General features: G+C 70.0%; 17 protein-coding genes. 9 read left to right on the top strand and 8 right to left on the bottom strand.

Features of this window, described 5'->3' with window-relative positions:
* Positions 1–4: 4 nt before the first annotated feature.
* The 6 genes from GT007_RS07680 to GT007_RS07655 all read left to right on the top strand — a co-directional run bounded on the left by GT007_RS07680 (position 5) and on the right by GT007_RS07655 (position 7061).
* The gene (locus GT007_RS07680; RefSeq protein WP_160121017.1) at positions 5–1663 is read left to right on the top strand and encodes a ribonuclease J; all 1659 of its coding nucleotides are present in this window, start codon (positions 5–7) and stop codon (positions 1661–1663) included.
* A 3-nt stretch (positions 1664–1666) separates the two neighbouring features.
* Entirely contained in the window at positions 1667–1930 is a 264-nt protein-coding gene (locus GT007_RS07675; RefSeq protein ID WP_160121016.1) for a DUF1467 family protein, read from the top strand.
* 582 nt (positions 1931–2512) lie between these two features.
* The gene (proS, locus tag GT007_RS07670; protein WP_160121015.1) at positions 2513–3820 is read left to right on the top strand and encodes a proline--tRNA ligase; all 1308 of its coding nucleotides are present in this window, start codon (positions 2513–2515) and stop codon (positions 3818–3820) included.
* A 3-nt stretch (positions 3821–3823) separates the two neighbouring features.
* Positions 3824–5077, top strand: a complete 1254-nt coding sequence (locus GT007_RS07665; RefSeq protein WP_160121014.1) for a lipoprotein-releasing ABC transporter permease subunit — start codon at positions 3824–3826, stop codon at positions 5075–5077.
* Positions 5070–5750, top strand: coding sequence for an ABC transporter ATP-binding protein (locus GT007_RS07660; protein ID WP_160121013.1), 681 nt, complete (start codon positions 5070–5072; stop codon positions 5748–5750). Before GT007_RS07665 ends, GT007_RS07660 begins: the two co-directional genes overlap by 8 nt.
* 147 nt (positions 5751–5897) lie before the next feature.
* Positions 5898–7061 (top strand): multidrug effflux MFS transporter, encoded by a 1164-nt coding sequence (locus GT007_RS07655; RefSeq protein WP_160121012.1) that lies wholly within the window; start codon positions 5898–5900, stop codon positions 7059–7061.
* Positions 7062–7331: 270 nt separating this feature from the next.
* Here the strand turns inward: GT007_RS07655 and msrP are convergent, their stop codons facing one another.
* The 5 genes from msrP to gltX form a co-directional block, all read right to left on the bottom strand.
* On the bottom strand, positions 7332–8270 hold the full coding sequence (gene msrP / locus GT007_RS07650) for a protein-methionine-sulfoxide reductase catalytic subunit MsrP (RefSeq protein ID WP_160121011.1): 939 nt from the start codon (positions 8268–8270) through the stop codon (positions 7332–7334).
* Positions 8267–9364, bottom strand: a complete 1098-nt coding sequence (gene opgC / locus GT007_RS07645; RefSeq protein WP_160121010.1) for an OpgC domain-containing protein — start codon at positions 9362–9364, stop codon at positions 8267–8269. Before opgC ends, msrP begins: the two co-directional genes overlap by 4 nt.
* Entirely contained in the window at positions 9361–9825 is a 465-nt protein-coding gene (locus GT007_RS07640; RefSeq protein ID WP_160121009.1) for a hypothetical protein, read from the bottom strand. The genes opgC and GT007_RS07640 overlap by 4 nt, the downstream gene beginning before the upstream one ends.
* A 49-nt stretch (positions 9826–9874) precedes the next feature.
* Positions 9875–10801 (bottom strand): GGDEF domain-containing protein, encoded by a 927-nt coding sequence (locus GT007_RS07635; protein WP_160121008.1) that lies wholly within the window; start codon positions 10799–10801, stop codon positions 9875–9877.
* A gap of 72 nt (positions 10802–10873) precedes the next feature.
* Entirely contained in the window at positions 10874–12253 is a 1380-nt protein-coding gene (gene gltX / locus GT007_RS07630; protein ID WP_160121007.1) for a glutamate--tRNA ligase, read from the bottom strand.
* Positions 12254–12524: 271 nt separating this feature from the next.
* On the opposite strand from gltX, the gene GT007_RS07625 reads away from it, so the two are divergent.
* Positions 12525–14729, top strand: a complete 2205-nt coding sequence (locus GT007_RS07625; protein WP_160121006.1) for a ComEC/Rec2 family competence protein — start codon at positions 12525–12527, stop codon at positions 14727–14729.
* Between the two features lie 53 nt (positions 14730–14782).
* Positions 14783–16141, top strand: a complete 1359-nt coding sequence (gene der / locus GT007_RS07620; protein ID WP_236571549.1) for a ribosome biogenesis GTPase Der — start codon at positions 14783–14785, stop codon at positions 16139–16141.
* 192 nt (positions 16142–16333) lie between these two features.
* Here the strand turns inward: der and GT007_RS07615 are convergent, their stop codons facing one another.
* Positions 16334–17596: a DUF1796 family putative cysteine peptidase gene (locus GT007_RS07615; RefSeq protein ID WP_160121004.1), complete on the bottom strand. Its 1263-nt coding sequence runs from the start codon at positions 17594–17596 to the stop codon at positions 16334–16336.
* The gene (rpsD, locus tag GT007_RS07610) at positions 17593–18210 is read right to left on the bottom strand and encodes a 30S ribosomal protein S4 (protein WP_160121003.1); all 618 of its coding nucleotides are present in this window, start codon (positions 18208–18210) and stop codon (positions 17593–17595) included. Before rpsD ends, GT007_RS07615 begins: the two co-directional genes overlap by 4 nt.
* A 263-nt stretch (positions 18211–18473) precedes the next feature.
* Here rpsD and GT007_RS07605 point away from each other — a divergent pair, with 263 nt between their 5' ends.
* Entirely contained in the window at positions 18474–18674 is a 201-nt protein-coding gene (locus GT007_RS07605; protein WP_160121002.1) for a hypothetical protein, read from the top strand.
* A gap of 8 nt (positions 18675–18682) precedes the next feature.
* On the opposite strand, the gene GT007_RS07600 is transcribed toward GT007_RS07605, so the two are convergent.
* Positions 18683–20731, bottom strand: coding sequence for a TonB-dependent receptor (locus tag GT007_RS07600; protein WP_160121001.1), 2049 nt, complete (start codon positions 20729–20731; stop codon positions 18683–18685).
* Between the last annotated feature and the right edge of the window lie 52 nt (positions 20732–20783).

The raw sequence follows: 20783 nt of genomic DNA, 5'->3' as shown, positions 1-20783 counted from the left end.
CTAGATGACGGACGCAAATCACGATCTCGCTTTCATCCCTCTCGGCGGCACCGGCGAGATTGGGATGAACCTCAATGTGTACCGCTGCAACGGGGCCTATCTGGCGGTCGATTGCGGGCTCGGCTTCGGGGGCAACGACAACCCCGAGGTGGATGTGATGGTGCCCGACCCCGCCTGGCTGGTGGAGCGCCGGAAGAAGCTGGTGGGCATGGTCATCACCCATGCGCATGAGGACCATATCGGCGCGGTCGCGCATCTGTGGCGTTCGCTCGGCTGCCCGATCTGGGGCACGCCCTTCGTCATCTCCGTCCTGCGGCGCAAGCTGGGGGAGGTCGGGCTCGGCCATGATGTGGAGCTGAACACCGTCCAGCCCGGCGGCAGCTTCTCGATCGCGCCCTTTGAGTGCCAGTTCCTGCACGTCAGCCACTCCATCCCCGAGGCGCAGGCCCTGGTGCTGCGCACGCCCTATGGCACGGTGGTGCACACGGGCGACTGGAAGATGGACCCCCGGCCGATGGTGGGCCCGCCCACCGATGAGGCGGGCTTCGCCAAGGTCGGCGAGGAGGGGGTGCTGGCGATGATCTGCGACAGCACCAACGTGTTCGAGGAAAAGCCCGCCGGCAGCGAGGCCGATGTGCGCGAGGGGCTGGCCAAGGTGATCGCCGCCTGCAAGGGCCGCGTCGCCGTCACCTGCTTCGCCACCAATGTCGCGCGGGTGGAAAGCATCGCGCTGGCCGCCCAGGCCGCGGGGCGCAAGGTGGCGCTGTTCGGGCGTTCGCTGCGCAATGCCGTGACCTCGGCCCGGGAATGCGGCTACCTCTCCCAGGTGCATGATTTCATCTCCGAGGAGGAGGCGCAGTACCTGGCGGACCGCGAGCTGCTGCTGATCTGCACCGGCAGCCAGGGCGAGGAACGCAGCGCCATGGCCAAGATCGCCGCCGACAACCACCCCAACGTCACGCTGGGCGAAGGCGATACGGTGATCTTCTCGGCCCGCATGATCCCGGGCAATGAGCGCGCCGTGCAGCGCATGCAGGACGAGCTGACCCGCGCCGGCTGCGAGGTGATCACCCCCGACGATGCCCCCGGTGGCGTCAAGGTGCATTGCTCGGGCCATCCCTCCAAGGCCGAGCTGCAGCGCCTGTATGCCCTGGTGAAGCCGAAATACGCGGTGCCGACCCATGGCGAATGGCGCCACCTGTCGGAGCACGCGGGGGTGGCCGAGGACGCCGGCGCGGATGCCATCCTGGTCGAGGATGGCGACGTGCTGCGCCTGGCGCCCGGCCGCGCCGATGTGGCGGGCAGCGCCCCGGTGGGGCGGCTGGCCGTCGATGGGCCCCGGCTGCTGCCGCTGGAAGGCGGTGTGCTCGGTGCGCGCAAGCGCATGCTGTACAATGGCGTGGTGGTCGCCAGCCTGGCGGTCGACCGCGCGGGCAAGGTGCTGGGCCAGCCCCAGGTCTCGGCCCCCGGCCTGTATGAGGCCGATGGCGAGGAAACCGCGCAGCTGTCCGGGGAGTTGGCCCGGCTGGTGCGGGACCTGCCCGACAGCCTGCGTGGCGAGGACGATGCCCTGCGTGAGGCGGTGCGCGCCGCGCTGCGCAAGGCGGTGGGGCGGCGGCTGAAGAAGCGCCCCAATGTCGAGGTGCATCTGCTCAGGGTCTGACCGATGAACTGGTTTACCGGATTCGTCCTGTTTTTCATCATGTGGTGGACGGTGCTGTTCGCCGTGCTGCCGCTGGGGGTGCGGCCGGACGAATCCGGCCAGGACACCACCGGCGGCTGGCGCGGCGCCCCGCGTGAAGTGCGGCTGGGCCGTAAGGCGCTGATCACCACCGCCATCACGGCGGTGCTGTGGCTGGCCTTCTATGGCGCGATGCAGCTGGAATGGTTTGGATTCCGCGAGGGCATCTTCGCGATCCAGGGGGATTGAGGGCGCGCATCACCCGTTTGGGTAAAAAACCGCATGAATCCGACTGCAAGCCTTGAGGCAGATCAAAACCACTGCACAAAAAAATAGCGGACCAGCCGTCTGGAGGCATGGTCCGCTTACACTTGAAGCAGGTCGGGGCGTTTCGCCCTCTTTTTCACCTGATCAAGCCACCGTTTGGCGTTGAGAGCCTCGGCAGCCTTTGCCAATCTCTTCGTCAGAGAGAGGTTGGTCCTCTTTCTGCCGTGTGACTGGCGTTTCCTCCCTAAACTTGGCCGCCCTCTCTGGGGCGGCCTTTTTTTTAGCCCAGGGCTGATCAATGTGGAAGCAATTTCCGCATCTTCATTGGCCAGATCCTGTTAAAAAGTTTCGTGAAGGGCTGTTGCGGCGCAGCAATCTATTGCGACGCAGCGATTTCGGGGTCATCCACCCCCTCCAAATCGCAACACTGTTCCTGTTTCCGGGCGCCCCGGCGGGGGAATCGCCCCCAGGCACGGATTTCCGCCGCCTTCTTTGCCCTTCGGGTGATTTCGCCCGCCCGGGCGATGCTCTAGTTTGCGCCCGAAGATTACCGGAGCCACTGCCTTGCGCCTGTCCCGCGCCTTCCTGCCCACGCTGAAAGAAACCCCCGCCGAGGCGCAGATCGTCTCGCACCGGCTGATGCTGCGCGCGGGTCTGGTCCGCCAGACCTCCGCCGGCATCTATGCCTGGCTGCCGGCCGGCCTGCGCGTGCTGCGCAATGTGGGCCAGATCGTGCGCGAGGAGCAGGACCGCGCCGGGGCGCAGGAAATCCTGATGCCCACCATCCAGTCCGCCGATCTGTGGCGCCAGTCCGGCCGCTATGACGATTACGGCAAGGAGATGCTGCGCATTACCGACCGGCATGACCGTGAGATGCTGTACGGCCCGACCAACGAGGAAATGGTCACCGACATCTTCAAGAGCTATGCCCGCAGCTACCGCGACCTGCCGCGCAACCTGTACCACATCCAGTGGAAGTTCCGTGACGAGGTGCGCCCGCGCTTCGGCGTGATGCGCGGCCGCGAATTCCTGATGAAGGACGGCTACTCCTTCGACCTGACGCAGGAAGCCGCCCAGCATTCCTACCGCCAGATGTTCGTGGCCTATTTGCGCACCTTCGCGCGGATGGGGCTGAAGGCCATCCCGATGGCGGCCGACACCGGCCCCATCGGCGGCAACCTGTCCCATGAATTCATCATCCTGGCCGAGACGGGCGAGAGCCAGGTCTATCTGCACCGGGATTTCCTGAACTTCGACCCGCTGGCCGAGTTGCCGGATTTCGACGGCGACCTGACGCCCATCACCGATCGCTGGACCAGCCGCTACGCCGCGACCGACGAGATGCACGACGAGGCCGCCTGGAACGCGATCCCGGAGGGCGAGCGCGTCTCCGCCCGCGGCATCGAGGTGGGGCACATCTTCTATTTCGGCACCAAGTACAGCGCCTCCATGGGCCTGTCGGTGCCGGGGCCGGACGGCAAGCCCGTGCACCCGGAGATGGGCAGCTACGGCATCGGCGTCTCCCGCCTGCTGGGTGCGCTGATCGAGGCGAGCCATGACGACAACGGCATCATCTGGCCGGATTCCGTGGCCCCCTGGAAGGTTTCGATCCTGAACCTGAAGCCCGGCGACGCCGGCACCGACGCGCTGTGCGGCCAGTTGTATGCCGCGCTGCCCGACCAGGCGCTGCTGGATGACCGCGACGAGCGCCCGGGCGCCAAATTCGCCGATGCGGACCTGATGGGCATGCCCTGGCAGGCCATCATCGGCCCGCGCGGGGCGGCCGCCGGCAAGGTGGAACTGAAGCGCCGCGCAACCGGCGAGCGGTTCGAGCTTTCCCTCGAGGACGCTCTGGCCAAGATCAAGGGATAACGCATGTTCGGCGCCTTCGAGCGCATGGTGGCTTTCCGCTACCTGCGCGCCAGGAAGGGCGAGCGGTTCGTCTCCGTCATCGCCATCTTCTCGCTGGTGGGTATCGCGCTCGGGGTGGCCACCCTCATCATCGTCATGTCGGTGATGAACGGCTTCCGGCAGGAATTGCTGACGCGCATCCTGGGCCTGAACGGGCATCTGGGCGTGCACAGCATCCAGGGCGGCCCGCTGCCCGACTATGATGCGCTGACGGCGCGCATCCGCGCCGTGCCCGGCGTGGTGCAGGCCGCCCCCATCATCGAGGGCCAGGTGCTGCTGACCAGTGACCGCGGCGGGGCCGGCGGCGGCCTCGCGCGCGGGATCTCGCCCGAGGATCTGCGGGCGCGCGCCCTGGTCGCCAGCAATATCCGCGCGGGGCGGCTGGCCGATTTCGGCGGCGACGACACCATCGTCATCGGCACCCGGCTGGCCAACCGCATGGGGCTGACCGTGGGCGACCGCATCACCCTGGTCTCGCCCCAGGGCCGTGCCACCGTGCTGGGCACCGTGCCGCGCCTGCGCGCCTATCGCGTGGTGGCGCTGTTCGAGATCGGGATGCACGAATACGACAGCACCTTCGTCTTCCTGCCCCTCGCCTCGGCCCAGACCTATTTCCAGATGCCCGGCACCGTCAGCCAGGTGGAGGTCTTCGTCTCCGACCCCAGCCGGGTCGCGGCCACCACGCGGGCCATCCGCGAGGCGCTGGGCGCGCAGAACTTCCGCATCCTGGACTGGCAGAGCCTGAACAGCAGCTTCTTCGGCGCGGTGCAGGTGCAGCGCAACGTGATGTTCCTGATCCTGACGCTGATCATCATCGTCGCCGCCTTCAACATCATCAGCAGCCTGATCATGCTGGTGAAGGACAAGGGGCGGGACATCGCCATCCTGCGCACGGTGGGTGCCACGCAGGGGGCGATCATGCGCATCTTCCTGCTCGCCGGTGCCTCGGTGGGCATTCTCGGCACGCTGATCGGCTTCGCCCTGGGCATGGTGTTCTGCGCCAATATCGAGAGCATCCGCCAGTTCATCCAATCCCTGTCGGGGACGGAGCTGTTCAGCCCGGAGGTGTATTTCCTGGCGCAGCTGCCGGCGGTGGTGGACCCGATGGATGTGGTGCAGGCCGTGGGCATGGGCCTCGTCACCTCGCTGCTCGCCACCCTCTATCCCAGCTGGCGGGCCGCCCGCACCGACCCCGTGGTGATGCTGCGCAATGAATAGCCCCGTCCTGGAACTGCGCGGCGTCGCCCGCCGCTACGCCACCGAGGCCGCAACCCTGACCGTGCTGGACAACGCCAACCTCACCCTGCACCCGGGTGAGATCGTGGCGCTGGTCGCACCCTCGGGCACCGGCAAATCCACCCTGCTGCATGTGGCCGGGCTGCTGGAACGCCCTGACGCGGGGGAGGTGTACATCCACGGCACCCCCGCCGGCACCCAGAACGACGACACCCGCACCCGGCTGCGCCGCGAGACCATCGGCTTCGTCTATCAGTTCCACCACCTGCTGCCGGAATTCACGGCGCTGGAGAATGTGGTGCTGCCGCAGATGGCCGCGGGCATCGCCCGCCGCGTGGCGGAGGCCCGCGCGCAGGACCTGTTGGCGCGCTTCGGCCTGGCGAGCCGCGCCGAACACCGCCCGGGCAAGCTGTCGGGCGGCGAGCAGCAGCGCGTGGCCATCGCCCGCGCCCTGGCCAACAAGCCGCGCCTGCTGCTGGCGGACGAACCCACCGGCAACCTGGATGTGGGCACCAGCGGGCGGGTGTTCGACGAACTTCTGGCCCAGACCCGGGCGGAAGGGCTGGCGGCGCTGATCGCCACCCATAACCCGGAACTGGCGGCGCGGATGGACCGGGTGGTCACGCTCAGGGATGGGGCGGTGGTGGCGGGCTGACAGGGCATGACCCTGGCGCTCGGATAACGGGCGCCAGCGGGGCGAAGCCCTGTTTGCACCCGTTTGCATGCCATGCCACCTTTGTGGCGTGACAGATCAACTCATGCGTTTCGCCCGCCTTTCCGGCCGGCTGGCGGAGCTGACGGCATGACCAGGCCACCGCCGCTGTGGTTCCTGGCGCTGATCACCCTGACCGGCACGCTGGCCATGCACATCTTCGTGCCGACCCTGCCGCTGGTCGCCCGGCATTTCGGGGCCAGCGCCGGCGCCGCGCAGATGACGCTCAGCGCCTATGTCATCGGGCTGGCGGTGGCGCAGATCGCCTATGGCCCGATCTCGGACCGCTATGGCCGCCGGCCGGTGCTGATCCTCGGCATGGTGATCTACGCGCTGTCCAGCATGGTGGCGCTCTCCTCGGTCTCGATCGAGATGCTGATCGTCGTGCGCTTCTTCGAGGCGCTGGGCGGCGGCGCCGGGCTGGTGCTGGGCCGCGCCATCATCCGCGACGGCAGTTCGGGGTATGAGGCGGCGCGGCGGCTGTCCCTGCTGAACCTGATGGTGATGGCCGGGCCCGGCCTGTCGCCCATGCTGGGGGCGGCCATCGCGGATGTCGCGGGCTGGCGGGCGATCTTCGTGGCGCTGGCCGGGCTCGGCGTGCTGAACCTGTGGCTGGTGATCCGGCGCCTGCCGGCCGTGCCGCTCAACACCGGCCAGACCGGCTGGACCATCCTGCGCAATTACGGGCGGATGCTGCGCTCGGTGCGCTTCCTGGCCTATGTCTTCGGCGGCGGCTTCGCCTCCACCTCCATGTACGCCTTCGTCAGCGCGGCGCCCTTCATCTACATTGAGCAGCTTGGCCGCCCGACGCAGGAGGTGGGGGTGTATCTGGCCATCAACTTCCTGGGCACCTGGTTCGGCAGCCTGGCGACCAGCCGGCTGGCCGGGCGGGTGCAGCCGCGGCTGCTGATGGTGGGCAGCAACCTCATCACCTGCCTGGGCGCCGTGGTGTTCCTGGGGGTGGTGCTGACGGGCGGCCTGAGCGTGCCCGGCACCGTGCTGCCGATGATGCTGGTCAGCTTCGGCGCGGGCATCGCCTCACCCATGGCACTGTCGGAGGCAATGGCGGTGAACCCCACCATGGCGGGCTCCTCCTCGGGCCTCTATGGCTGCACGCAGATGGCGATCGGCGCGCTGTGCGCGGCCCTGGCGGGGGTGGGCGGCAACCCCGCCCTGGCCGCCGCGGTGGTGCTCACGGTCGCCGGGGTGATCTCCCAGGCGACCTTCTTCATCGCCGGAAAGGCGAGGGATTGAGGCGGGCGGTCTTTTTCAGGGGCTTCGCCCCCGAACCCGCACCGAGGGGCTCTGCCCCCAAGGGTGCAAAAGACCGAGGGGCTCTGCCCCTCGGCTCCCCGCCAAAGGCCGAAAGGCCCTTGGAACCCATCAGAGGCGCCATTTTCATTATAAAAATCAATGGCAGATACCTTCCCAGGATCAGCGCCAAACTGATCTAGGTCCAGGACCGAGCACGGTCCTGGCGGGGGTGTCGGGGGCGGAGCCCCTGAGTGCCTGCCCCCCGGCGCCTCAGGTGAACAGCCGCTCGCTCCCCAGCCCCTGGTACATCGCGGCCACCTGCTCGCCATAGCCGTTCCAGATCTGGGTCGGCACGCGCTCGCCGCTACCGATCAGGCGTTCGGTGGCCTGGCTCCAGCGCGGATGGGGCACTTCGGGGTTCACATTGGCCCAGAACCCGTATTCCTGGGGCTGGATGGTGCCCCAGAAGGTGGCCGGGCGTTCCTCCTGGAAGGTGATCCGCACCAGGGACTTGCCTGATTTGAAGCCGTATTTCCACGGGAACAGAACCCGCACCGGGGCGCCGTTCTGGGCCGGCAGCGGGTTGCCGTACATGCCGACCGCCATGAAGGCCAACTCGTTGCCGGCCTCCTGGATGGTGCAGGCCTCCTGGTGGGGCCAGGGGTACCAGCTCTGGCGCAGGCCGGGCATGACGGCGGGTAGGGCGGCGGTCTGGAAGGCGAGGTATTTCGCGCTCGCCATGGGCTTCACCACATCCAGCAGCGCCTTCAGCGCGAAGCCGGACCAGGGCACGGTCATCGCCCAGGCCTCGACACAGCGCAGGCGCAGCACGCGCTCCTCGATCGGCATCATCCGGATCAGGTCATCGATGTCGAATTCGCGCGGGTTCTCGACCAGCCCTTCCACCTTCAGCCGCCAAGGGCGGCGGGGCATGCGCTGGGCGTCCCGCGCGATGCCCTTGTAGGTGCCGAATTCATAGAAATTGTTGTAGTTGGTGGCCTCGCGCTCGGCGGTGATGGCGCGCCCGCCCGGATAGGCCGGGTTGCGCTGATGCTCCGGCAGGGCGGGGATGGCGCCTTGCTGGGCCAGCGCCGGCGTGGCCGCCAGCAGGGCGGGGGCGCCCATCAGCGCGCGGCGGTTCAGGACGAATGCCTGCGATGTGGCGGCGCTGTCGGGCAGCGCCCAGCCCTTGCGGCGGATGATGTTCATGCGGAAGGCCCTTTTCCTGCCGCCAGCATATGGGCGCTGCCGGTGCCGGCGCTAGCGGCGATGCGGCGGTTCTCGAGATGGCGGGCGAAAGCCCAGAGGATCAGCGCGCCGCCGGGGATCAGCAGCAGCTCCAGCGCCGGGTGGCGGGCCAGCGCCACGGTGCCCGTCCAGGACAGGAACAGCCCCAGGCTGAACACATGCAGGCTGTTGCGCCCGATGCGGCCCAGCGCCCCGGCCAGAGGCGTGCGGGCCCAGGCGGCGTCGCGCGGCACCAGCGCCGCGACCAGATAGGCCAGGCTGAGCGCGTGCAGGGCGCGCAGCGGGGCCAGCTGCTCCTTGCCGTCCAGCCAGGCGGGCAGGGTGCCGGTCAGCTTGGCCGCCAGCCCCAGCGCCACCACGCCCAGCGCGCCGGCGATCAGCCAGGGGGTGGGGCGCACGGCGCGGCCGGTGAACAGCACGCGGCGGCCGAACCAGGCGCCCAGCAGGAACAGCGGCACCCAGCCTGCCGGGCTGAAGGCGATATGGGTGCCGCCCAGCGCGGGCCATTCCGCGGGCAGCACCTGGGCCGCGGCATACAGGATGGCCGGCACCAGCAGTGCCCAGGCGCCCCAGCGCCCGACCAGCCACAGAAAGGGCACCAGCGCCGCCATCCCCAGCAGGAACATGGGCAGGATGCCCATGAAGGGCGGCTGGTACAGCAGCAGCGTGCCGCCGATCGCGGCCAGCACCGGGTGGGCCATGGCATAGCTCCAGCCCGGCGTGCCCAGCAGGGCGGCGGCCCCCGTGACCATCACGCCGAAGCCCAGGAACACCAGCATGTGCATGCGCCACAGCTTGCCGAAGCGCCCGGCCATGTCCCGGCAGGCGGCCAGGAAACCCTGCCGCGCCTGCTTGTACAGGAACACCGACCCCAGCCCGAAGCCAGACAGGAAGACGAACTGCTCGGAACTGTCGGACACGCCCCAGGCCGCATGGATCAACCAGCCGCCCGTGATGCTGCCCCCCATGTGGGAGGCGAAGATGGACAGCTGCAGCCAACCGCGGATGGCATCCAGCCGGGCGTCCCGGCTGGGGGGCTTGAGCGGTGCGCTCATGCGCGCCGCCATTGCCGGAAGGCCAGCACGGGCAGTTCCTGGCGGTGCAGCCACGCCAGGAAGGCCGCGACCAGGAAGGTGAAGCAGGCTTCCTTGAACAGCATGGCGCCGTCATTGTAGGGGTCGATTCCGATCGGCCCCAGCGTGTGCAGGAAGATGGCCCCGCCCATCAGCCCCATGGTCATGACCGCGCCGAACAGGCGGGTGGGCTGGTTCAGCACCAGGGTGGCCGCCGCGATCTCCAGCAGGGCCACGGTCCAGCGGACCTGCGGCTCGAAGGCCGGCAGGAACAGCCAGTCGGCCAGCGGCTGGAACACCCCCTGCACGGAGCCCTCGGCGCCGTTCAGCTTGAACTGTTCGTAGTAGAAGAACTCCCACGCGATCCACCCGGCCGCGAGCCAGGAGACGGCATGGGCCAGGCGCTGGGCGCAGCGTCCGGCAATGGGCAGGTTGGGATGCATGGCGGAGCCCCTCTGTGACACCGGTTCTTCGCCCGGCGCCGCCCGAAGGTTACATGATCGGCTCCGCCTGCCGCGAGCCGGACCTGACATGGCGCGCCTGGGGCTGCTCCGCCGGTTCCATCGACGGCTCCGCGAGGACGACACGGTCGCGTCCCGCGCGCTTGGCGGCGTAAAGCGCCAGATCCGCCTCCCGCAGCAGCTGGTCCATGCCGGCATCGTAACGGGGCGGGGCGATGCCGATGCTGACGGTGACCGCCAGCTCCGTCCCCGAACGCAGGGGCACGCGCAGGGCCGCGATGTCCTGGCGCAGCTGCTCCATCCGGGGCTCGGCCTGGTCGGGGCCGGGCAGCAGCAGGGCGAATTCCTCACCCCCCAGCCGGGCGGCGAAGCAAGGCTGATGCAGCAGCAGCCTGGCGACCGCCACCAGCACCGCGTCCCCGGCCTCATGGCCATGGGTGTCGTTCACCGCCTTGAAATGGTCGATGTCCAGCAGCGCCAGCGCGGCGCCGGGCATGCGCCGGGCATTCTCCAGCAGCTGCCGGCGGTTGGGCAGGCCGGTCATGGCATCGGTCGTCGCCTGTTCGATCAGCGCGCGCTGGGCATGGAGCAGGCGTTCGGCCGCGCGCAGGCGCGCCGTCAGCTCGATGACGGAGGGCGGTTTGAACACGAAGTCATCGGCGCCGGCGTCCAGCGCCTCCGCGACATGGGCATCGTCGAGGCTGGAGGACATGGCGATGAGATAGAGCGGCGGCCGGCCGGAGCGGGAGAGCAGGCGGGCATGCCAGCACAGTTCCATCCCCGGCATGCCCGGCAGCTCGAAGCTGGTCAGCAGAACGTCGACGGAGGCATCGGCGCGCAGGGTGTCCAGCGCATGCAGGCCATGCCCCTCCGCCACCACGGTATGGCCCGCGGCCTCTAGCATGGCGCGGACCAGGCGCTGCGCCAGACGGCCAGGCTCCACCAGAAGTATCTTCATGCCACCTCACCCATGCCTCGGCCGGGCCCCAAGGGCCTGGGCAGGCGTAGCCGGGTGGCGGTTGACCAATCCTTACCCGGCGGCGGCGCGGATGCGGAACAGCGCCTCGTCCTCGCCCAGCGCGGCCAGCACGGCGTCGATGGGCGGGGAGACCAGCGTGCCGGTCAGCGCGGCCCGCAGCGGCTGCGCCACGGCGCCGAGCTTCACGCCCTCCGCCTCGGCGAAGGCCTTGATGCGGGGCTCCAGCCCGGCGCGGGACCAGTCGCCGCCGGCCAGCGCCTCGGCCAGGCGGGCCAGGCGCGCGCGGCCTTCCTCGTTCAGCTGGCCCTGCGCCTTGGCGTCGGGCGCCGGCGCGCCGTGGCCGAGGGCGAATTTCGCGCCCTCCGCCAGTTCCAGCACGGTCTTGGCGCGTTCCTGCATGGCGGGCATCAGGGCCAGGATGCGGGCCTGTGCGGTCTCATCGGCACCCAGCCGGGCGCTGACATCGGCGGCCAGCCGCGCGGGGTCCGCCTGGCGGATATAGACGCCGTTGATGTGCATGAGCTTGGCGTAGTCCATGCGCGAGGCGCCCCGGCCCACATCGGACAGGTCGAAGATCTGCTCCGCGCGCTCGCGGGGGACGATTTCCTCGTCGCCATGGCCCCAGCCCAGGCGCAGCAGCGCGTTCAGCGCGGCCTCGGGCAGAATGCCCTGGTCGCGCCATTCCAGCACGCTGACGGCGCCGTGGCGCTTGGAGAGCTTGGCGCCATCCGCGCCATGGATCAGCGGGATATGGGCGAAGCGCGGCCGCTCCCAGCCCATGGCGTCGAACACCAGGCACTGGCGGAAGGTGTTGGTCAGGTGGTCGTCGCCACGGATGACATGGGTGATCTCCATGTCGTGGTCGTCCACCACCACCGCGTGCAGATAGGTGGGCGTGCCGTCCGAGCGCAGGATGATCAGGTCATCCAGCTCCTCGTTCTTCACCTCCACGCGGCCCTGCACCAGGTCCTCCACGACCATCGTGCCCTCACGCGGGGCCTTGATGCGGATGGCGTAGGGCTTGCCCTCCTGCTCGGGGCCGGGCGCGCGGTCGCGCCAGAAGCCGTTGTAGCGGGGGGGGCGCTTCTCGGCCATCGCGGCGGCGCGCATGGCGTCCAGCTCCTCGGCCGTCTCATAGGCGCGATAGGCGGCACCCTTGGCCAGCAGCTCGTGCGCGACCTCGGCGTGCCGGGCCTCCCGCGTCGATTGCAGGATGGGTTCGCGGTCGGGCGACAGGCCGAGCCAGGCCAGGCTTTCCTTGATCTGGTCCACCGCGGCCTGGGTGGAACGGGACTTGTCGGTGTCCTCGATGCGCAGCAGGTATTCGCCCCCGTTCCGGCGCGCGTAGAGGGCGTTGAAATAGGCGGTGCGGGCGCCCCCCACATGCAGGAAGCCGGTGGGGGAGGGCGCGAAACGGGTGCGGACGGTCATGGGGCCGATATCCGCCGCCGCGCGCGCTTCGTCCAGAGGGTTCCTCTCGTGTCTGGGGCGCGTTTTTCCGGCAGGCGGGCCGTGAGGGGCAGCGGGCGATTCAACCACCAATTGTAGTGGCTGGCCGCGGCTTCGCATACCGCATCGTGGGGTGGGGGTGGAGGCGGGCCGGGATCGCGAGAAATCTGTGGACGACTCGTTAACATTCCGTTTGCGGAAAGAGATGACTCGAGGCTTGTGACTTGACTCGGATTCGCGCGAAAGAATCGAGATGGCGCACGCTTGGGTTGCATCACCCGGGTCCGATCTCGCTCCGGCCGGCCTCGCCGCCGGGCGCGGCGCGCCGCTGTTCGTCCATTGGGCCGTCCTGTTCCGGGCCATGCTGGGCGCCCAGCACGGGCGCTGGCTGCTGTGGCTGCCGGTGGCGCTCGGCGCCGGGGTGCTCGCCTATTTCGCCTCGCCGGTGGAGCCGCCGCTGTGGCTGGGGCTCGGGGCTTTCGCGCCGTTGGGTGTCGCCGTCTGGGCCGCGCCGCGCCGGCCGGCCCTGGCCTGGCTGCTGGGGCTGCTGGGCGCCGCCTGGCTGGGGCTGGGGTTGGCCGCGCTGCACAGCGCCCGCATGCCCGCCGCCCTGGAACTGCCCCGCAACGCCGTGCGGGCCGAGGGGACGATCGCCGCTGTCGAGGCCCTGCCCGACGGGCTGCGGATCACCCTGTCGGGCGCCGTCTGGCCGGGGCTGGCCGAACCCGCCGGGCGGCTGGTGCGCGTGCGGCTGAAGGCGGATGACCCGCTACATCCCGTGCCCGGCCAGCGCATCGCGCTGCGCGCCATGCTGCGCGCGCCCTCCGCCCCCACCCATCCGGGCGCCTGGGATTTCCAGCGCGCCGCCTGGTTCTCGGGGCTCGGGGCCTCCGGCTATGCGCTCGGCCATGCCAGCTTGCTGCCGGGGGAGGGCAGGGCGCCCGCCCTGGCCGCCACCCGCCGCGCGATGGAAAGCCGCATCGCCGCCGTGCTGCCGGGCGCGCCCGGGGCTGTCGCCGCCGCGCTGATCACTGGCGGCCAATCCGTCATCCCGCCCGCCGAGATGGCCGCGATGCGCGACAGCGGCCTCGCGCATCTGCTCTCCGTCTCCGGTCTGCACATGACCATCGTGGTGGGGCTGGTCTATGCGCTGCTGCGGGGCGGGCTGGCGCTGTGCCCCTGGCTGGCGCTGCGGCTGGATGTGAAGCTGCCCGCGGCGCTGGGGGCGCTGGCGGCGGGGGGCTTCTATCTGGTGCTGTCGGGCAACCAGATCCCGATGCTGCGCAGCTTCGCCATGGCGGCCCTCGTCACGGCCGCGCTGCTGGCGGGGCGGCGCGCGATCACCCTGCGCGGTGTCGCCATCGCCGCGCTGATCGTGCTGCTGATCGACCCGGCCGCGATCCTCGGCCCTTCCTTCCAGATGAGCTTCGCCGCCGTGCTGGCCCTGGTGGCCGCCCATGAGGCGCTGCGCCCGCATCTGAGCGTGCCCGAGAACCCGCGCTGGTGGCGCCGGCCGCTGCTGGTGCTGGCGGGGCTGGCCGCCACATCCCTGATCGCGGGGCTGGCGACCATGCCCTTTGGCCTGGCGTATTTCGGGCGGCTGCAATTGTATGGGGTGGCGGCGAACATGGTCGCGGTGCCGCTGACCACCTTCCTGGTGATGCCGGCGGGGCTCGCCGCCGTGCTGGCCATGCCCCTGGGGCTGGAGGCCCTGCCGCTGACCGTCATGGGCTGGGGCGTGCAGGCGGTGCTGGGCATCGCGCAGGCCGTCGCCGCCTGGCCTGGCGCGACCCTGGCCTCAGAGCCCTTGCCGGCCTGGGGCGCCGCCCTGGTGGCGCTCGGCCTGTGCTGGCTGGCGCTGTGGCGTGGCTGGCTGCGGGCGCTGGCCCTGCCCATGCTGGCCTGCGGGCTGCTGGCGGGCATGGTGAGCCCCACGCCCGATGCGCTGGTGTCCGCCGATGGGCGGCTGATCGCCCTGCGCGCGGGGGGCGAGGTGTTCGTGCAGCGGGCCTCCGGCGCGCAGCGCTTCACCGCCGATGCCTGGCTGCGCGGCTGGGCGGAGGACGCCGCGCGCCCGCTGCCCGTGGCCGGCGGCCCGCCGGGGCTGGCCTGCGATGGTGCCTCCTGCCGCCTGTCGGACCGCATCGCCCTGCTGCGCCCGCCCGCCGCTCCGTCCGCTGGCCAGCGCGGCCGCACCCGGGCCGCGATGCCCGAGGCGCCTTGCGGCCAGGCCGCGCTGATCATCTCGCCCGAGCCCGTGCGCGGCCAGTGCGAGGGCAGCCGGGTGATCGACCGCTTCACCGTGTGGCGCGACGGCGCCCATGCCGTGTGGCTGACGGCCGATGGCGGGGTGCGGGTTCTGAGCGACCGCGCGCATCGCGGCGACAGGCCATGGGTTCCCCCGCGCCCCACGCCGCGCTATCAGGCGGAATCCCTTCCGGTCGCCAGCATCGAATAGCGGCCGCTTCCCTGTATATTTGGCGCACACCCCCCGCGCCTGAGGTTCCGCCCGTGCTCCCGCTCGTTGCCATTCTTGGCCGGCCCAATGTCGGCAAATCCACCCTGTTCAACCGCCTGGCCCGGCGCCGGATCGCCATCGTGGACGATACGCCCGGCGTCACGCGCGACCGGCGGGAGGTGGAAACCGAGATCGGCGGCCGCAAGGTGCGCCTGATGGACACCGCGGGCCTGGAGGAAGCGCCCCCCGAGACCATCCCCGGCCGCATGCGCCAAAGCACCGACACGGCGCTGGACATGGCCGATGTGGTGCTGCTGGTGATCGACGCCCGCTTCGGCCTGACGCCGGTGGACAAGACCTTCGCCGACATCCTGCGCCGCGCGAACAAGCCCGTGATCCTGGTGGCCAACAAGGCCGAGGGCCGCGCCGGCGCCACCTCCGCCATGGAGGCCTATGAGCTGGGCCTCGGCGACCCGCTGCCGGTCTCGGCTGAGCATGGCGAGGGCTTCGGCGAGCTGCATGAGGCCGTGGCCGAGGCGCTGCCCCCCGACCCCGAGGCCCGGGACTATGACCAGGAGGACGAGGACGACCGCGCCAACCGCCCTCTGCGTCTGGCGATCCTGGGCCGGCCCAATGCCGGCAAATCCACCCTGCTGAACACGCTGGTGGGCGAGGAGCGCATGATCACCGGCCCCGAGCCCGGGCTGACGCGCGACGCCATCCCGGTGGAATGGAACGACGGCCAGGGCCCGGTGCGGCTGGTCGATACCGCCGGCCTGCGCCGCAAGGCCCGCATCCATGAGAAGCTGGAGCAGCTCTCGACCTATTCCTCCATCGAGGCGCTGAAGCAGGCGGAGGCGATCATCCTCGTCCTCGACGCACAGCTGGGGATGGAGGAGCAGGACATCCGCATCGCCCGCCTCGCGGAGCGCGAGGGCCGGGCGCTGGTCATCGCGCTGAACAAGTGGGACGCGATCGAGGACCGCCCGGCCGCCCGCAAGCGGCTGGACGACACGCTGACGGCCTCTCTGGCGCAGATGAAGGGTGTGACGGTGGTGCCGATCTCGGCCGCCAACGGGCGCGGCGTGGACAAGCTGATGCCCGCCGTGCGCAAGGTGGTGGAGCTGTGGAACCGCCGCATCCCCACCGGCGCCCTGAACCGCTGGTTCGAGGACGCGCTGTCCCGCCATCAGCCGCCGCTGGTCTCCGGCAAGCGGTTGAAGCTGCGCTACGCCACCATGCCCAAGGCCCGGCCGCCCACGATCGTGGTGTTCGGCACCCGCGCCGAGCAGACCCCGCAGGATTACCAGCGCTATCTGGTGAACAGCTTCCGCGAGGCCTTCGACATGCCGGGCGTGCCCGTGCGGCTGAGCTTCAAGGGGACCGAGAACCCTTACGTGGACGAGGACTGACCGGCGCCGCGCGCGGTGGCGCGGGGCCTTCGGTTCCGCGCCGCCGCAGATGCGCGGGCAGGCCCTGTTCCAGCACGGTTTCCGTGCGCTCCCGGCCGTTATCCGGCAATCCCTTGGATTCGGTGCCGTCGGGCGGGGTCTTCTTCACTGCCATGATCCGTTCTCCTCATCGGAAGAACGGGCGGCGTGCTGTCAGGTTGCGGGCATCCGCACGCTGGCGAAGGCGGCGCGCAGCAGCACCACCTCATCCATCATGTCCGCCGATTGCGCGGCCTGGATGCGGGAGATGGGCTGGAAGCGCATCATCCGGTGGGGCCCTGCCGCCAGGACAGGTTCCATCTGCGGGAAGGGCGCTTCCTGATCCTCGGGCAGCACGCTGACCAGCACGTACTGGAAGTGCCGGCCCATGGCGTTCAGCAGCAGCGCGGTTTCCTGGAAATGGCGCTCGGCCTCGCCATCCTCCTGGATCACCTGCAGCACCAGCTTGTTGCCCACGCCGCGCATCGCGTCCTGGAAGCGCTGCACGCAGCGGGCCATGTATTGCAGGCCGTCTTCCGTCGTCATGTCCGCGCTGTGCAGGATGCAGGGGGCGCCGTGGCGGACCTCCAGCGCGTGGTTGCGGCTGCGGTACCAGCGCTCGTCCGGGCGGTCCGCGGCGTTGATGCTCTCCCAGCCCTCCGGGGCCAGCAGCGGGGCGAAATCCTCGCTCAGGATCTCCCGCACCATGTCCGGCGTGGCGGAGAGCCAGTCGAAGGGCCCGCTCCAGCGGCGCATGCTGAAGCGCTTCAGCATGGCGGCGGTGTAGCCGGTGCTGCCCAGGCTGATGATGAGCGGGGAGTTCGCGCCGCCGTAATGGGGCTGCAGCAGCTGGGCGCGCACCGCGTCCATGGCGGTGGCCATGTGGCGCTGGTACCATTCCTGGCTGCCGACGATCATCGGCATGAATTTCAGCAGGAATTCGTCGGGGCCCTGCACCAGGAAATCCTGGAAGCGGTCCTTCATCCAGTACTCGATGCCCTGCGCGCCGGCGTCGCGGCCCAGCAGGGCGCGGAAGCAGCCGTTCACGATTTCCGCGAACAGTTCCTCGTCGCTCATGCCCAGCCGGGTGACGGCGGGGGCCTGGGTGGAATGGCCGAGGCGCATGGAGAGGCGGCCGACCAGCTCGGCCAGCGCATCCTCCAGCGGGGCCTCACGCAGGCGGGCGATCAGCCGGGGCAGTTCGGTGCCGTATTCGCGGGGGGAGACATCCTGCCCGGTCAGGCCCTTGACGGCGCCGGTCAGCAGGGAAAGGGCCAGGGCGGGGCTGTGTGCCTCGCTGGCGATAGCTGTGGGGGCGGTAGCCGAAGGGGCGGGGGCCGCCCCATCCGGCGTATCGGCGCGCATGGGCGCGGGTTCCGGCGTGTCCGCCGGAACGGTAGCGGGAGCCAGATCCTCTCCCGCCACCTTGTCGTTCACCGCGAGTAGAACTCAACCACGAGGTTGGGTTCCATCTGCACCGGGTAGGGCACGTCGCTGACCTTCGGGGCGCGGAGGAACTTGCCGCGCATGGCGCGGTGATCCACCTCGATGTATTCGGGCACGTCGCGCTCGCCGCTCTGGGCCGCGTCCAGCACCATGGTCAGCTGCTTGGACTTTTCCTTCACCTCGATCAGGTCCCCGTCCTTCACGATGTAGGAGGAGATGTTGAGGCGCTTGCCGTTCACCAGCACATGGCCGTGGTTCACGAACTGGCGGGCGGCGAAGGGCGTGACGGCCAGCTTCATGCGGTACACTACGCTGTCCAGGCGGCGCTCCAGCAGCTCGATCAGGTTCTCGGAGGTGTCGCCCTTGCGGCGCACGGCCTCCTCATAATACTTGCGGAACTGCTTCTCACCGATGTTGCCGTAGTAGCCCTTGAGCTTCTGCTTGGCCATCAGCTGCACGCCGAAGTCCGTGGGCTTGTTCTTGCGGCGCTGGCCGTGCTGACCGGGACCATACTCGCGCTTGTTGACCGGGGACTTGGCACGGCCCCACAGGTTCACGCCAAGGCGGCGGTTGATCTTGTACTTGGATTCTGCGCGCTTCGTCATAGAACGACTGCCTCGCCCCGGGATGCGGGGCGATCCTTCTTCATCGTGCGGTATGGCCCGGCTCGGTGCCACCGCGGGTTGTCCCGGTAGTCCCGCCCCGGTGGTATAGCACCACCAGGCGGGCGTGCCGCACACAGTTTCGCGCGCTTATTGGCGCGAGGCTTGTGCAGCCGCGTTCCCAGGAATGGGGGGCGTATAGGGGCGGGGGGCGGCTTTGTCAAAACCGGCTTGCCAAACCGGGCCGGGCGGTTCAGTTGCGGGCCATGGTGACGCGCGAAGAGATCCTGGTCCTGGGCCTTTCGGCCGGTGTGGTGGGCAGCCTGGTGGGCGGGCTGATGCTGGGCATTGGGCTGGGGCTGGTGGTCAACGGGGCGCATGCCGGCTGGGTGCTGGTGCTGCCGGCGGGGCCGGTGGCGGGGCTGCTGGGCTATGTGCTGGCGCGGAAGCTGGCCGCGAAGCTGTAGGCATCCCCTCAAAACTCCCGGCTCACCCCCGCCAGCACCGCCCGCCGCAGCCCGTATTGCGGCGCCCCCACGCCAATCCCCGTCCCATCCCGCAGCATATAGTTCCGGTCGAACAGGTTGATCACATCCACCCGCGCCACCCATTCCCCCGCGCGCGGCAGGCTGAAGCGTTGGCTCACCCCCAGGTTCACCGTCACATAGGGCGTCACCGACTGGCTGTTGGCGAAGCCCCGCCGCATCCCGCTGCCATACAGCAGGCTGGCGTTCAGCGTGCCGCCCTCCCACCCCTGCCAGCTCGTGCTCGCGCTGCCGGTCAGCAGCTGGTCATGGTCCGTGCGCACGTATTTCCGCGCCACCTGCGCCAGCTCCGCGGCACTCCACACATATTGGCTGGACATCAGCCCCCGCCCCTCGGAGCGTGAGACCGCCAGGCTCGCCTGCGCCGACAGCGCTCCCCGCCGCCACCCGGCCGACAGCTCCACCCCATAGGCCCGCCCGCGTTGGTAGTTATAGGGGCTGAACACATAGGCGCGGCCGAACTGCCCCAGATCCTGCATGTCCCGCACCGTGCGGTGATACAGCTCCACCCCCAGCGTGATCTCCTCGCTCAGCCGGTGGCGCAGGCCGAGGTTCACGTAATGCGCGCGCTCCGGCCGCACCGGGTCGTTGCGGTTCACCTCGGGTGCCAATGTGGTGCCGGCGTAGCGGGACAGGGCCGGCAGGGCCAGCAGCTCCGCCGGCGCGGGGGTGAAGGTGCGGGCATAGCCCAGCGAGACACTGGTCGCCTCGCTCGCCTGCCACACCAGGGAGGCACGGGGCGACAGCTGCGAGGCGCTCACCTGCTGGTCCATCGCGTCGAAGCGTGCGCCCAGGTTCAGGGTCAGCGCCTCGCTCAGCCGCCATTCGTCCAGCGCGTAGAACCCGAACAGCCGGGTGGCGATGCGCCCGCGCTCGCTGATGGTAAACGGCGTGTCGGGCCCCGAGAGCGGCAGCACCGCGCTGTCCGTCGCGTTGCGCGTCATGTCGTGGCTGGCGGAAAAGCCGGTGCGCAGCGTGTGGGCGGCGTTCAGCCGGTATTGCGCATCGCCCTGCAGCCCCAGCGACAGGTTTTCCCGCAGCACCCGCGCCGCCACGCCGCTGGCCAGCAATTCGCCGCGCACATCCGGCAGATAGCTGAGGGAGGTCTGCCGGGCGGACAGCGCCAGCGTCGCCTCCCACGGCCCGCTCTCATGCCGCAGCCCCGCGATGGCGAACTGGCTGCGGTTCCATTGCCGGGCGCGCAGGGTGGCGCTGTCCAGCAGCGCGTCCCCCAGCACGGAATAGGCCGCGGGCTGCCCTGGGACATTCGGGATCTGGAAGCGCTGCTGCACCGTGCCCGCCACCAGGATGGCGCGCGTCGTCTCCGTGACGGGGTAGGAAAGCTGGACCACCCCGCGCCCCTGCCGGGTGGCGTTGTGCAGGGCATTCACCCCGCCGGTCGGGTTCTCGAAGCCGCGATCGCTGAATAGCAGGCTGCCGCTGAGGAAATAGCGCAGCCCCCCCAGCGCGCCGCCATAGCTGCCCCCGGGCTGGATCAGGCTGTTGGAGCCGCCCGAGATCCCCGCGCTGCCGCCCGGGTCCACCGCGCCGTCGCGCAGGCGCACATCCACCACGGCCGCCGTGCGCTGCCCGTATTGCGCCGGCAGGGCCCCGGTGATCAGCGAGACGGAGGAGACCGACCGCCCCTCCAGCAGCGCGCCGAAGCCGCTGATGCCCTCGGGGATGGCGATGCCCTCGATGCGGTATTGCAGGTTGCGGTGGTCGCCGCGCACATGCAGGTCGCCCGCGGCCTCCTGCACCACGCCCGGCGCGTGCAGCAGCACCTGGTTCAGCGTCGCGGCCTCGCCCTGGGGCAGGGCGGTGATCTCCTCCCGCCCGAAGCGCGTGACGGAGGCGCCGGAGGACGGGTCCTGCCCGGTGCGGGTGGCGGCCGCGCGGGCGGATTCCACCACCAGCTCCGGCAGTTCGGCCATCACAGCGCCATCCTGCGCCAGGGCCGCGATGGGCAGGCCCAGCACCAACAGCTGAACAGGCCTACATATGTATAGGTTCAGTGACTGCACAGCTTTG

Source organism: Rhodovarius lipocyclicus, from assembly GCF_009900765.1.
Taxonomy (GTDB): Bacteria; Pseudomonadota; Alphaproteobacteria; order Acetobacterales; family Acetobacteraceae; genus Rhodovarius; species Rhodovarius lipocyclicus.
Note: the sequence above shows the minus strand (reverse complement) of the source record. Positions and strands in the feature narration are given on the sequence as shown.